The 14354-nt window shown below is 67.1% G+C and carries 10 protein-coding genes; 1 reads left to right on the top strand and 9 read right to left on the bottom strand.

Translation table 11 applies throughout. The features are described 5' to 3' along the window. Positions 1-9: 9 nt before the first annotated feature. From coxB to ACOQPD_RS12820, 8 genes are all read right to left on the bottom strand, one after another. Positions 10-1080 (bottom strand): cytochrome c oxidase subunit II, encoded by a 1071-nt coding sequence (gene coxB, locus ACOQPD_RS12785; protein ID WP_420612341.1) that lies wholly within the window; start codon positions 1078-1080, stop codon positions 10-12. Between the two features lie 114 nt (positions 1081-1194). Next, a complete protein-coding gene (locus tag ACOQPD_RS12790; RefSeq protein WP_420612342.1) occupies positions 1195-1995 on the bottom strand; it encodes a hypothetical protein in 801 nt (266 codons plus the stop codon). Between the two features lie 119 nt (positions 1996-2114). Beyond that, the gene (locus tag ACOQPD_RS12795) at positions 2115-2702 is read right to left on the bottom strand and encodes a hypothetical protein (RefSeq protein WP_420612343.1); all 588 of its coding nucleotides are present in this window, start codon (positions 2700-2702) and stop codon (positions 2115-2117) included. Further along, the gene (locus ACOQPD_RS12800) at positions 2692-3510 is read right to left on the bottom strand and encodes a glycerophosphodiester phosphodiesterase (RefSeq protein ID WP_420612344.1); all 819 of its coding nucleotides are present in this window, start codon (positions 3508-3510) and stop codon (positions 2692-2694) included. Before ACOQPD_RS12800 ends, ACOQPD_RS12795 begins: the two co-directional genes overlap by 11 nt. Positions 3511-3616: 106 nt before the next feature. Next, positions 3617-4948: an amidohydrolase family protein gene (locus ACOQPD_RS12805; RefSeq protein WP_420612345.1), complete on the bottom strand. Its 1332-nt coding sequence runs from the start codon at positions 4946-4948 to the stop codon at positions 3617-3619. Positions 4949-5214: 266 nt separating this feature from the next. Beyond that, complete coding sequence (locus tag ACOQPD_RS12810; RefSeq protein WP_420612346.1) at positions 5215-7698, bottom strand: GcvT family protein; 2484 nt, start codon at positions 7696-7698, stop codon at positions 5215-5217. Between the two features lie 18 nt (positions 7699-7716). After that, on the bottom strand, positions 7717-8802 hold the full coding sequence (ald, locus tag ACOQPD_RS12815) for an alanine dehydrogenase (protein ID WP_420612347.1): 1086 nt from the start codon (positions 8800-8802) through the stop codon (positions 7717-7719). Between the two features lie 29 nt (positions 8803-8831). Continuing rightward, positions 8832-10160 (bottom strand): aminotransferase class III-fold pyridoxal phosphate-dependent enzyme, encoded by a 1329-nt coding sequence (locus tag ACOQPD_RS12820; RefSeq protein ID WP_420612348.1) that lies wholly within the window; start codon positions 10158-10160, stop codon positions 8832-8834. Between the two features lie 69 nt (positions 10161-10229). On the opposite strand from ACOQPD_RS12820, the gene ACOQPD_RS12825 reads away from it, so the two are divergent. Continuing rightward, positions 10230-11705 carry a PLP-dependent aminotransferase family protein gene (locus tag ACOQPD_RS12825; protein ID WP_420612349.1) on the top strand — a complete coding sequence of 492 codons (1476 nt, stop codon included), beginning with the start codon at positions 10230-10232 and terminating at the stop codon, positions 11703-11705. Between the two features lie 67 nt (positions 11706-11772). Here the strand turns inward: ACOQPD_RS12825 and ACOQPD_RS12830 are convergent, their stop codons facing one another. Continuing rightward, a complete protein-coding gene (locus ACOQPD_RS12830; protein WP_420612350.1) occupies positions 11773-14199 on the bottom strand; it encodes a GcvT family protein in 2427 nt (808 codons plus the stop codon). Positions 14200-14354: the final 155 nt, after the last annotated feature.

Genomic DNA, 14354 nt, shown 5'->3' on the forward strand with positions numbered 1-14354 from the left:
GAGCTTCCATCATTCCAGGGCCGACAGGTAGGCGACCAGGGCGTCGATCTCGTCGGCGGTGAGGCCGAGTTCGGGCATGAACGAGCCCGGCTTCCAGGTGGGGGGATCGGCCAGCCATAGCCGGAGGCCCGCCTCCCAATCGGCCGAGGTGGGATCGAGTTGGGCAGGCAGCGTGGCGCCGGCGTACACCCCTCGGCTGGCGAAGTGTGTCAGGTCGGGAGCCGGGACGGTCAGCGTCTCCGGGTCGGGGTTGTTGACGCCGTCGATGATGTGGCAACCGATGCAGGCCCCGCCCAGGAATACCTCCATACCGCGCTCGGCCTCGGAACCAGGCGCCGGCGAGACGGCCGGAAGGAGTTGGTTGGCCGTCCAGGCGTCGTAGTCCGACCTGGTCATCGCAACCACCCGGGCGCGCATCCGTGCGTGGCTGAGTCCGCAGAACTCGGCGCAATGGCCCCAGTACTCGCCCGGGTCGTCGGCGTACAGCCGCTGCTCGGTCTCCTGTCCGGGGACGAGATAGCGCTTGCCGGCCAGCTTCGGAATCCAGAAGTTGTGCAGGACGTCGTCGGAGGTCATCTTGGCGCAGACTTCGGTGTCCTCGGGTATCACCATGACGTTGGCGGTCACCACGCCGGAATCGGGATACCGGAACTCGAACCACCATTGGTGCCCGATCACCTCGACCTCCATGGCGCCGCGCGGGCACTCGGCTAGATCGAATAGGGTCGAGATCGTGGGTACGGCGATAGCGGCCAGGATGATCGTCGGCACCACGGTCCAGATCAGCTCCAGGCGGGTGTTGCCCGCAATCTGCTTGGGTTCGGGGCGTTCCTTCCCCTTTCGCTCCCTGAAGAGGAAGACGGCCACCAGAAGAGCGCCCTGGACCAGCACGAATATCACGGCCGCGCCCCAGAAAACCGGCCAGAACAGGTCGTTGATCCGCTCCGCTATGGGACCCTGGGAGTCGAAGGAGTTGAGCGGCTGCTCCACCCTCCCGCAGCTTCCCAGCAGGATTGCGGCCAGGAGAGCGACCGGCAGACGTCTTGACAGCCGAAGGATCGGCCGCTCGCGTCGTTCCATGTCTCCCTTCCAAGCTTCGGCCGCGGGGTACCGCGCAGACCTCTATATGTTACGGGCTCGGGTATCCGGCCAACAAGCCGGGAAACTACCGGGGGCGCCACGGCTTCCGGCGCCTCAGGAGGTCACTCTATCCACGGCAGCCTCCAGTTCAATGCGATCCAGCACGCCCTCGAATCGGTGGGTCACGATGCCGGCGCCGTCAACCACGAAAATCCAGGGCTCGTTCGGTAATCCCCACTCGGTGACCGCCCGTGCCAGCTCCAGGTCGTCGGGGCTGGAAGCATCCAGGTTCTCGTAGACCTCCACATGGATCCAGTTGACCTCCGGATAGACGTCGATCAGTGGCTTGGCGACGTCAAGTACCGGGCCGCAGGTCCGGCTGGTGCAGAAGGCGGGGGTGGCGAAGACGATCACCGACGGTCGTCCCGAACCAACTGCTTGCGCCACAGCTGTCCGGTAGAGACGGGGGTCGGGCGCCGGGTCGGTGGTCAAGGACTCCAGGGGGGTGTCCGGCAGCGTCTTGGAGTCTGAGGGCGGCGCCCGCTCTCCAACCCCGACGGTGCGGGGCTCCGGGGCCACCGAGAACGGGGCGCCCTCGATCACCCGATCGTCCCGGGTCCGGATCCGGAAAGTCCAGGTACCGGGAAGGTCGAAGCCAGACTCCGCTACCCACAAACCCCGGACGTCGGGGACGGCCCAGATGAACCTACCCGGTACCTCTCTCGATGGTGAACCGTCGGGAGCCACGAAGGTGAGCCCTACCGGTTGGTCGGTGACCAGCGATCGGTTCTCAGCATCGATAGCGGAGACCAGCACCCGCTCCTTGCCCACTGCCAGGTCCGAGGAGACCACCAGCACCAAGGCGTCGTCCAGGCCATCCGAGCTGGCGCGCGCACACCCCAGGACGCCGGTCACTACGACGATCAATAGCCAGAGGGCAAGGGTTTGACCGGACGGGTGTCTCAGGGGAGAGTGCCGGAAAAGACGGGGTCCGGTAGCGGCGCGGGGGTAGCCAACCCGATACAAGTACCGGCTCAGGCGGCGCGGATTGCTACCGGGCTGCCGGGTACCACGTCGAACAAGTCGATTCCATCGAGTGGCATGACGAAGCCCCTGATCCCGTTACGGAGATGCTCCCGGTCATCCGCCAACTCGTGCGCCGAGGCCTCGGAGCGACCGGTCACCAGACGCGTGAAAGCCACGCAAGGTTCTGCCACCTTGGCGCCAGAGACCAGGATCGAAGCTTGGGGAGTCCCGATGCGGATCCCTCCATCCAGTTCGCCTTCGGAGATCACCTCATCACTGGAGACGATCAGGTTCTCGCCGCCGGCGCCGAGCGGGATCGGCGTGAACCGCTTCCAGATGTCCTCGTAGTGGGAGGTGAATCCGATCGAGAGCGCCCGGGCCCGCCGGTGCGAAGAGGCCTGCGGGTGGTAGCGGTGGTGGCAGTCCACGATCCACGAGGCGCCGTCGAACCCGATCGGCCCGTCAGCGGTGATCCGCAGGGTCGACACCTCGGCCAGGGGGTCGAGCCGGTATTCCCCGCCGTCAAGGTCTCGCAGGTGCCGCCGGTGGATCTGGAGCTTGACGACTTGCCCGACCTCGACCCAGTCACCCATCATGTGGTCCCTCCCGATTCGCTTTCCGGCTGCGCTCGGCCAGGAGGGTCCGCAGCAGGTCCGGACGGTCGGTTATGAGACCGTCGACGCCGAGGTCCAGGAGTCCCTCCATGTCAGCCAGGTGGTTGATGGTCCATACTATTAGTGGAACCTCCAGCCTCCTAGCGGCTCGGACCGTCCGGGGGCTGACGATGGTGATCCCATGATCCTTCACCGGTACCTGGAAGGAGTCGGCCCGAGGCCGGTGCGGCAGGTGAGTACGCGCCGCGGCCAGGAACCGGAGAATCTCGGAGGGGCCGGCCGAGGTTGCCACCGGACGGTCGACCAGCGCCCGGAACCGGCGCAGGCGGGACCCGCTGAACGACCCGACGACTACCCGATCCCATAGGTCGAGACGGCGGATGAGGTCGACCAGGGCCGCCTCCATGCCGTCGCTCTTCAGGTCGAGGGAGAAAACGCCGTCCGGATAGGTGACGACCAGTTCTTCCAGCGTGGGTACGTGGACCCCCTCGCCGCGATGGGGGTAGTCGCCGTCGAGTTCGAATCGATAGCCGGCGTCGAGGGCCTGGAGTTCCTCCAAGGAGTGGTCGGACACGAGGCCGGTGCCGTCGGTGGTGCGGTCGACCGTGTCGTCGTGGATGGTGACGAGGGTGCCGTCACTGGTGATCTGAAGGTCCGTCTCCAGGTATCTGTAGCCGAGATCGACCGCGCCCTGGAAGGCGACCATCGTGTTCTCGGGCCATAGCAACCCCGATCCCCGGTGTGCCATGGCGATGGGGTGCTCGTGCCGGAACGCTACGGGAAAGGACATCGACGGGAGGTTACCCCTGATCCCCGCTCGGGCCGCCAACGTCACGGGCCATAGGCGGTCTTGGACGGTCGGCGGGCGCCGGCCCAGCGGTTGTGGCCGGCTCGGGTTATCTGCTGACCACCACCTCGCCTGCCTTGAGCACCTTCCAGACCAGATTGGTGCCCGGCCGGTATGGGAGGTGAGTCGGGCTGGGAGCGTCGAGAATAACCAGATCAGCCACCGCCCCGTGGCCCAGCCAGCCCCGGTCGCCCATGCCCAGCGCCCGCGCACTGCCCATGGTCGCCGCCCAGATGGCCTGGTCGGAGGTGAGCCCCATCTCGGTGACCGCCAGCGTGATGGCGAGCGGTAGCGACTCCACCATTACGGGCGCCGGGCTGCAATCGGTTCCCAGTCCCACCGCGACGCCCCTTTCCATGAGCCTGCGAAGCGAGGCGGGGGAGCGGCGGGCGCCTAGCACCGCGGTCGGGGTGATCACCACGCTGATTCCCCTTTCAGCCATCTGTCCGGCTTGGTCCCGGTCGGGGTACCCGGCGTGGTCGACCACCGGCACCGATGTTTCCAGCGCCAACCCGTACACCTCGGGGGTCTGGCCCCGGTGGTGGATCCGGGTTCGGGTTCCGAGGTCTGCGGCGACCCCTATGAGATGGCCTGCCTCCTCGGCTGTCAGGGCGTCGGGTCCGAGGGACACGCGCACCGCGGCTCCCAGCCTCGCCGCCCTGGGGAGGTGTTGCTCGGCTACTTCCGCCAGAGCCCGCGAACGGTCGGATGCGGTGAGCGGCAACCCCGGTACGTCGAACGTGGGCACCAGATCCACCACATGATGCCGACCCGCATCGACCACCGTTTCCATGAGCGCCAACTCCCTCTCGTATTCGTTCGAATACCCGGCGGACGCTTCGACCGTTGTGACGCCGGAGTCGAGCATGCGGTCCAGCCGCCGGCCGATGAGGGCAGCGATCCCGGCGGCGTCCGCTAGGTGGTTGAGGTGGGCTGTCGCGGCGCCGCCGGAGCGAGCGACTGCTCGGGCTTCGTGCGTGCCCATGCTCCTGACCACGAACTCCTCGCTCCGGTCGCCGGCGAACACCAGATGGGTGTGGGCGTCCACCAGTCCCGGAAGGACGGCTCGACCCCCGCAGTCCAGGCTGGGGAGTGACCGGAGCCCCTGCGGTGTCCGCTCCGAGGGCCCGGCCCAGACCACCCGGCCGTTGCGGATCGCCACGGCCGCACCGGTCACGAGTCCCAGCACGCCCGGGAACCGAGAGTTATTGGTGGCGAGCGCGCCGATGTTGTCCAGCACCATGTCGCCGACCGGTGTGGCCTGTTCCCGGACCAGGTCGACCGCGAGGTCTACGCAGGCATCGCAGATGGCGGCGCCGGCCTCGCCCAGGACGAGGTTCCCGGTATCTTCCGCCCTGGCGCCGCAGAAACTACAGATCATCGGTCAGGCCCCGGAACTCGGCGACAGTCCCACCAAGGGTGGCTAGCGACTGCGATCATTACTTGTCATACCAACGGGACAAGTTACCCGAAACGGTCCGGAACTGAGAGATCATCATCGTCACGGAAGCCCGCCGGAGCGCCGCATCTCGACGGATCCAGGCCGAGCCCGAGCGGTGGCCTCGCGTGTAGCGCTCGTGCTCCGGGGGGTCTGGTCAAAGGTAACCCCGACATGAGGCATCAGGGCAGCGACGTCGTCCGGCCTGCTCAGGTGCGAGTTCGGGCCCGATAGAACGGACGGAGTTGGGCGGTGGCCGGTACTGGCTCGCCCGCTATCTCGATATCGAAGGAGCCCGATTCGATCCACTCCTTGGTGACCCCGGCCTCGTTGTTGAGGTAGCCCATGGCCAGGCAGGCGCCGAAGGTGTGGCCGTACATTCCGGAGGTGACCCTGCCGACCAGGACCCCGTCCCTCCGGATTGGCTCGTCGTGGTAGAGGATCTGATCGGGATCCGTCAGGCGGAACTGGACCAGCCGCTTGGTCAGGACCGGTGCCGCGCGTTGCTCGAGGAGGGCTTGGCGCCCCAGGAAGCAGCCTTCCTTGTCCCAGGCCACCGCGAAGCCCAACCCGGCCTCCAGCGGGGTGTCCTCGTCGGTGATGTCGTGCCCCCAGTGGCGGTAGCCGGCTTCCAACCGGAGGGTGTTCATGGTGTGGTAGCCGGCCGGATGGATCCCATGGGCCGCCCCTTCCTCCATCACCGCGTCGAACAGGTCGACGGCTGCTTCGCGGGCCACATACAGCTCCCAGCCCAGCTCGCCCACGTAGCTGACCCGCAGGGCGCGCACCGGGATGCCGGCCACCGCCATCTCCCGCGACCAACCGAACGGGAAGGCCGCGTTGTCGAGCGGGGTGTCGGTCAGAGCGCTCAGGAGGGCCCGGGATCGGGGACCCATAACTCCGATGGTAGGGAGTTCCATCGTGATATCGGTCACGTCGGCGTCATGGCCCCGCAGCGCCCGTCTCAGGGTGTGATAGTCCCGGTTTGCCACGGCGGCGCCCGTCACCACCATGAACTCCTGGGGCCCGGTACGGGTGACGGTGAGATCCGCCTCGATGCCGCCCCGGTCGTTGAGCCACTGCGTGTAGACGACCTTGCCGATGGGTGTGTCCACATCCGCGCCCCCGATATGGTTCAGGACCGCCACGGCATCGGGTCCCCGAACCCGGAACTTCGCGAAGGAGGACTGGTCGTAGAGCGCCACCCTCTGCCGGGTGGCCTCGCATTCGGCGGCGGATGCCGGGTACCAGTTCTGCTTGCCGTAGGAGTACCGGTATTCCCTTTCCATACCCGCGGGGGCGAACCAGTTGGGTCGTTCCCAACCCGCCACCTCTCCGAACACTGCTCCGAGGTCGGCCAGCCGGTCATGCAGAACCGAGCGAAACACGTCGCGGGCCGACTCGAACTGGCGGAAGGGCCAGTGCATGGCGTAAAGGAGGCCGAGGCTCTCCGAGATGCGGTCCTCCAGGTAGGCCTTCTCCCCCTGAAAGGGGAAGGCCCGGCGGAGGTCCACCGCCGACAGGTCCATCGGAGGGTGTCGTTCCGCGATCCAGTTCGCCAGCACCCAACCCGCGCCGCCGGCCGACTGGATACCGACCGAGTTGAAGCCCGCTGCCACGTAGAGGCTGTCCACCTCCGGAGACTCCCCCAGGTAGTAGACCCCGTCGGGCGTGAAGGCCTCGGGTCCGTTGAGGAAGAGCTGGATGCCGCACTCGGCCAGGGAGGGGATGCGGTGGATGGACCTTTCGAAGATCGGCCCGATGTGGTCCCAGTCCTCGCCGAGGGTGCCGAAGGAGAAGTCTCGGGGAACCTCGTACTTCCAGGTCTTGGCCCTCGGCTCGAAGAACCCGGCCATCAGCTTGCCGGTCTCCTCCTTGAAATAGGTGTAGTTGGTGGGGTCGCGCAGGGTGGGCATCCCCGGCAGCATCCCGTCGAGCGGTTCGGTCACCAGGTAGAAGTGCTCGCACGGATGGAGGGGCACGTTCACCCCTGCGGCTGCCGCCAGCTGGCGGGTCCACATGCCGCAGGCGAGGACCACCGTCTCCGCCTCCACGTAGCCGGCTTCGGTCTCGACCCCGACCGCAGTCTCGTTCTCGACACGCACCCGCTCAACGGCTATCCCCTCGCGGATCGTGACGCCCCGGTCCCTGGCGCCCTTCGCCAGCGCCATCGTGGTGTCGACCGGGCTCGTCTGGCCGTCACCGGGTATGAAGACCGTGCCCACCAGGTCGTCGACGCGGAGCAACGGCCACATCTCTCGCGCTCGCTCGGGGTCTATGACCTCCATCTCGACACCGGCCGTTCGCGCCATCGACATGCCGCGCAGGATCTCCTCCCACCGCTCCCGGTCCGAGGCAACCGAAATCGATCCGGTGGTGCGGTAGCCGGTGGATTGGCCGGTCTCGTCCTCCAGCTCCTCGAAGAGGCGGGCGGTATACGTCGCCAGTCTGGTCAGACTGTGGCTGGATTTGAGTTGGCTCACGAGGCCGGCTGCGTGCCAGGTGGTCCCTCCGGTCAGGGTGTTCTGCTCCAGGAGCAACACGTCTGTGATGTCCCGCCTGGCCAGGTGGTAGGCGATTGAGCACCCGACGATCCCGCCCCCGACCACCACCACCTGGACCCGGTCCGGAAGGGCCCGGCCGTACGGATCAGGCTGCTGTGGCGTGCTTGCGGGGAGGTCGGGACTCGTCATCGTCCCACCGGATGGTATTCAGCCATCGAGAGCGCTTCTCACTGTCTCGTTGGTGATGGCACCGCCCCGGGTGTTGATGCCCTCTCCCAGTTCCGGCCTCCGCTCGATCGCGACTTCGAGGCCGTGGTCGGCCAGCAACCGGACGTAGGGGATGGTGGAGTTGGCCAGGGCGAACGTAGAGGTGCGGGGCACCGCGCCGGGGATATTCCCGACCGCATAATGCACCACCCCGTCGACCGTATAGGTGGGATCCGAGTGCCTGGTCTCCCGCGAGGTCTCAAAGCAGCCTCCCTGGTCGATCGCGATGTCGACCACCACCGAGCCCGGTCTCATGTCTCTGACATCCTCGGCGGTCAGGACGCGCGGGGCTCGTGCGCCGGGTAGCAGGACCGCCCCGATGACGAGGTCCGCCCGGAGCACCGCCGCTCGAACGTCCGCTCGATTGGCGATCAGGGTTGTCACCGCCCCGCGGTACAGGTTGTCTATCTCGCGCAGGCGCGCGGGGTTCAGGTCGAAGACCTTGACGTTGGCGCCCATTCCCACTGCCACTCGGAGCGCATTGGCGCCGGCCATGCCGCCGCCGATCACCACCACATCTGCAGGCTCAACGCCCGGAACCCCGCTGAGGAGCACACCTCGGCCTCCGCCCGATTTCTCGAGAAAGCGGGCCCCGACCTGGGTGGCCATGCGCCCTGCTACCTCGGACATCGGCGCCAGCAGGGGTAGGGCGCCGCCGGGCAGCCTTACCGTCTCGTACGCCACCGAGGTGGTGCCTGCCGCGCAGAGCGCCGAGGCGACTCTCGGATAGGCGGCCAGGTGGAGGAAGGTGAACAGGATCTGGTCGTGCGACAGGTAGGGGAGTTCCTCCTCCTGCGGTTCCTTGACCTTGACGATCAGGTCGGCGCCCGACCAGACATCGGCAGCGGTGCCGACGATGGAGGCGCCCGCTCCGGCGTAGTCGTCATCGGAGATGTACGACCCCAGACCGGCGCCTTCCTGTACTAGTACCCGATGGCCCGACCCGGCCAGGGCTTCTACACCGGCCGGCGTGAGAGCTACCCGGTACTCACCCGGCTTGGTCTCGGTGGGTATCCCGATCCTCACGTGATCCCTCCGTGGTCGTGCCGGACTCGCTACATGCAGGCGGCGAGCTGAACCAGAATCTGCGACACGCGCTCGCTCATCTCGTCCAGTTCATCGGTCGTGGCCACGAGAGGGGGTGAGAGCATGATCTTGGCGCCGCCCCGGTCGTCAACCCGGAGGTGCAGGCCGGCTTCGAGGGCCAGAGGTGGCAGAATCTCGTAGACGGCCCGCTTGGAGTCCTCGTCGGAGTAATCCCGTCCCTCTTTCCGGCTGTGCCCGAGAGCGAGCGAGTACAGGTAGCCGGTTCCCCGGACATCCATCACCACATCGTGCGCTCCCGCGAGATCGTGAAGGCGCGCCTCGAGCAGCGGCGCATGGTCGGCGACGTTGTCGAGCACTCTCTCTTCCCGCATGGCGGTGATATTGGCCACGGCGGCCGACATCACCACCGGATGGCCGCCCCAGGTTGCGCCATGCAGGAAACTCCCGGCCGGGGAATCCAGGACTTTCTCGACCAGCGGTCGGCGCACCAGGAGACCTCCGATCGGCGCGTAACCCGAGGTGGCGCCCTTGGCGAACGTGATCATGTCGGGTTCTGCCTCCACGACCTCCGATCCGAACCAGGTCCCCAGCCGCCCGAACCCGCAGATCACCTCGTCAGCGACCAGCAGCACGCCGTACCGGTCGCAGATGCGACGCAGCTCCCGCCAGTAACCCACCGGAGGGACCAGGGATCCGCCTCCGTTCTGGACCGGCTCGGCGATGACCATGCCCACCTGCTCCGGCCCGCGGCGGAGGATTTCCTCCTCGACCACCTGGGCGGCTTCCACCCCATCCGAGTAGCCGAGGGTGTTGGGAACATGGCTGAATCCTGGCAGGAGGGGTAGGAAGGGATCCCTGATGGGTTTCAGACCGGTGGCCGAGAGAGCGCCCATGCTGGTGCCGTGATAGGCGTCGATCCGGGAGACGACTCCGGTCTTGGTGGGCTGTCCATCGGCGAGGTGGTACTGGCGGGCGAACTTGATAGCGGATTCGTTCGCCTCCGAGCCTGAGCTGACGAAGAACACGGCGTCCAGATCGCCGGGCGCCAGGTCGGTGATCAACGAGGCGGCTTCGAGAGTGATGGGGGTGGTGGCCGACCACGAGGGGAAGAAGGCAAGCTGCTCGGCTTGCTCGCTCATCGCCTTGGCGATGTCGGTCCGCCCGTGCCCGATCTGGACCACGAACAACCCGGCCAGCGTGTCAAGGTATCGGTTGCCGGCGTCGTCCCAGAGATAGCAGCCCTCACCGCGGGCGAACACGGGGACGGCACCGGAGCGCCAGTTCTCGGCGCCGGTGAAGGACGGTAGGAGGTGGCTCAGGTCATGCGGGTTCATCATGTCCGGAAGTCTACCTGTCCGCCGGCCTTGGGTAGAGTGAAAAAAGGCCTGTCGGCGGGGCGGTGAACGGTGACGTCTGAGCAGATTTTCGCGAGGGTTGCCGGCCTGTCCGAGTCCCCGAGCGATGAGACGGAGGGGCCGCGCTACCGCCGCCTCAAGGACGGATTCACCAGGGCGATCGAGCGGGGCGAACTGCGGGGCGGTGAGATGCTCCCCTCGTCCCGGGCGCTGGCCGACCACCTGGGCATCTCCCGCAACACTGTCAACCGGGCCTACCGGGAGCTGGCCGTGGAGGGGTTCGTCGAGCCGATCGAACGGGTCGGCTATGTGGTGAACGATGGACTCGGGGAGGCCGATGCCGGCGGCCGGTATCGGGATGGACCGTCCACCCTTTCTCCGGTCCGCTGGGATGAACGGCTGGGTGCCCTGACCGACGGCGATGATGAGCGGCCTCGGCCGGTCGGCTGGCGGTCCTACCCCTATCCCTTCGTGGTCGGGCCCGGTCCGGAGGGATTCCCGATCGGCTCGTGGACCAGGGCCATGCGCACTGCGCTGCGCGAGGAACACAGAGGTACCAGCCTCCACAACCTGGACGACCAGGATGACCCGCTCCTCGTCGAGCAGATCCGGCGCACCATCCTTCCGGCTCGAGGCATCCGGGCCACGCCTGACCAGATTCTGGTGACGCTGGGAACCCAGCACGGGCTCCATCTGGTCGCGGAGGCGCTGCTCGGATCGGGAGCCACGGTGGGCGTAGAGGATCCCGGCTATCCGGACGCCCGGAGGATATTCCTCAAGCAGGAGGCGAAGCTGGTGCCGTTACCGGTCGACGTCCACGGCGTGACCGCTCCCGAAGGCTTGTCGGGCCTGGACATGGTGTTTGTCACCCCGGGCCGCCAGTTCCCCACCAACGTGACTATGACGATCGGCCGCCGGCGAAAGCTCCTTGCCCAGGCCGCCCGTGACGGCACGCTGGTCGTGGAGGACGACTACGACTCGGAGTACTGCTACTCGCGCCGGCCTCCGCCGGCCCTGAAGGCCCTCGACGCCGTAGGGCGGGTCGTCTACGTCGGGAGCTTCTCCAAGTTCCTGGCGCCCGGCCTGAGGCTCGGCTTCGTGGTGGCCGATCCGGTCCTGATCGACTATCTGCGCCGCTTGCGGCATGACATGCTGAGGCATCCTCCGGGGATCATCCAGCGAACCACCGCGCTGATGATGGAGGTCGGCGACTACGGAAGGGTTATCAGAAGGCACCGCCGGGTGCTCCGGTCCAAGTGGCAGGCCATCACCGAGGCGGTGGACGACCTGTTTCCGTGGCGTGTGCAGAGCACCGACGGGGGAATGAGTCTGTGGGTGGCCGGTCCGGAGGACCTGGATGCAGCCTCCCTCGCCGAGTCGGCGCTGGAAGACGGGGTGGTGATCGAACCGGGCCGATCCTGCTTCCTCGGGCCGGATCGCCCTGCTCACTACTTCCAGCTGGGGTTCGCTGTCATTGAGCGGGAGAAGATTCGCCGTGGAATCGAGTGCCTAGCCCGGTTCCTGTGAGGTGGACCGGCGGATCCGCCTGCCGTGGCCTCGACCGTCCCCGGCCGCGGTTGCAGGGACGGGAGCATCAGCCTCGCATCCGGATACCGTGCGGATCGAATAGGGGAGCAGGCTGGCGCGTGGCTTTGCGCCGGCTCCCGAGAATCTCGATCTCGAATCGCTGTCGGGGGTCGGCCAACTCGGAGGGTACGTACGCGAGGGCCACCGAGCAGCCCACCGTGTGGGCGTAGCCACCCGAAGTCACCCAGCCCACCACCTCGCCGCCATGCCAGACCGGTTCGTCGCCCACCGCGTCGGCATCAGCGGCGTCGACGACCATGGTTACCAGCCGCCGGCTCGGACCCTGCTCCGACTCCCGCCGGGCGCCTGCCCTCCCCACGAAGTCACCCTTGTCGAGGGCCACGAACCGTGACAGGCCCGCTTCCGCCGGACCGTATATGGGCCGGTACTCCCGGGCCCAGGAGCCGAATCCCTTCTCCAGCCGCAACGAGTCGAGGGCCCGGAGGCCGAAGTCACGGATCCCGTACTCCTTTCCGGCGTCCGCCAGCAGCTCGTGCAGACCCCTGAGGCACTCCGGTCCTACCCAGACCTCGTATCCGAGGTCGCCGGTGTAGGTGAGTCGGCCGACCAGCGCGGGAATCGCTCCGACGTCCATGGTCCTGATGTCCATGAAACGGAGGGCCTCCGGGCCCACGTCCTGGCTCGCCACCGCCGCCAGCACGTCGCGCGAAGCCGGGCCGGCAATCGACAGTCCGGCCATCGACTGGCCGAGCGGCATGACCTCTACCCCGGCATTCGAGGGAATCCGGGAGAGGAACCAGCGCATGTGGTAGTCCTCGGCGGGACCCGAGCCGAACACGATGAAGTGGTCGCCGAGGTTGGCTACGGTGAAGTCACCGATCAACCTGCCCCGGTGGTTCAGCATCGGGCTGAGGGCGATGCGGCCGGGAGGTGGAATCCGGTTGGTGAGGATCCGGTCCAACCAGGACGCTGCATCCTGGCCTGTGACCCGATACTTGGCGAACCCCGAGATCTCGACCATGCCTACCCCGTTGCGGACCACGGCGCACTCCGCCGCCACCACCGGGAAGGCGTTGGATCGGCGGAACGTGACCTTCTCGACGGGTTCGCTACCCGGATCCTGGAACCAGAGTGGCACCTCGAGACCGAACGAGGCGCCCCATACGGCATTCGCCCGCGTGTACCGGTCGTACAGGGGGGTGGTACGGAGGGGTCGGGCTGCGGGGAGTTCCTCGTTCGGAAAGGCGATCTTGAAGCGCCTCGAGTAGTTCTCGCGCACCTTGGCGTTCGTGTACGCCACGGTGGCCCAGTCACCGAATCGGGCGGCGTCCATCGCCCACACGTCGAGCCCCGGATCCCCCTCGGTCATCCAGTTGGCCAGGGCCAGACCCACGCCGCCGGCCTGGCAGAAACCGGCCATGACCCCAACCGCCAGCCAGAAATTGCGGATCCCCTTGACCGGACCGATACAGGGATTGCCATCGGGGGCGAAGACAAACGGACCATGCACGATGTTGCGTATCCCCGCATCGGCCAGGGCGGGGAAGTGGGTGAACCCCGCTTCGAGTTCGGGGGCGATCCGATCGATCTCCGGTGGCAACAGCTCGCTGCCGAAGCTCCAGGGCGTCGCCCGGGGGGACCACGGCTTGTGATCCTGCTCGTAGGTACCGAGCAGGATGCCGCCGGACTCCTCTCTCATATATATCTCGCCGCCGAAGTCGACCACCGTGGGCAGTTCCTTCCCCTTCGACTGCCGGTACTCGGCGACTGCGGGCACCGGTCCGGTGACGATGTACTGGTGGGCCATCGCGAGGAGAGGCAGTTCCAGGCCGACCATCCGCCCGACTTCGCGGCCCCAGAGCCCGCCCGCGTTGACAACATGCTCGGTGTGGATGTCGCCCCGGTTGGTCCGGACGTCCCAGGTACCGTCCGCACGTTGCGATAGGGATTCGACCATCGTGTTGCGAACCACCGTGGCGCCGCCCACCTCGGCGGCTCTCGCGTAGGCTCGGACAACGCCCGACGGGTCCACATGGCCCTCGTGCCGGTCCCACATGGCTCCGACGAATAGCGAAGGGTCCATCAGTGGGAAGATCTCGGCCGCCTCCCGAGCGGAGATGAGTTCGGTATCCATTCCCAGGTACCGGCCCCGGGCGTGCACCGTCTTCAGCCAGTCCATCCAGGCGGGGGAGTCGGCCAGCTGCAACCCGCCGGTCAGGTGGATACCGCAGTCCTGCCCGGACACCCTCTCGAGTTCGGGATACAGCTCAACGGTGTACCGCTGGAGGTCGACCAGGTAGACGTTCCCGTTGTGCGTGTGTATGCCCCCGGCCGCATGCCATGACGATCCGGCGGCGAGCTCGAGACGCTCCACCAGCATCACGTCGGTCCATCCGGCCTTGGTGAGGTGATACAGCACGGAGCAGCCGACCACGCCACCGCCGATCACCACGACCTGAGCCTCTGACTTCAAAGTGGAACCTCCAGGATGGGGAGGTCGGCAGTCCGGCAGGTGGCGGACGTCCCGGGTAGGACCCGGAATGTTAGGGGATTCCCCGAAAGTACGGGGAAGCCGCGAGTAACACTAGAGTCGAGGTTGCGGGCCGGGTTGCCGCATGGTTCCGCCGG

Origin of the sequence: Candidatus Spongiisocius sp., assembly GCF_965221825.1 — a bacterium.
GTDB lineage: Bacteria > Actinomycetota > Acidimicrobiia > Spongiisociales > Spongiisociaceae > Spongiisocius.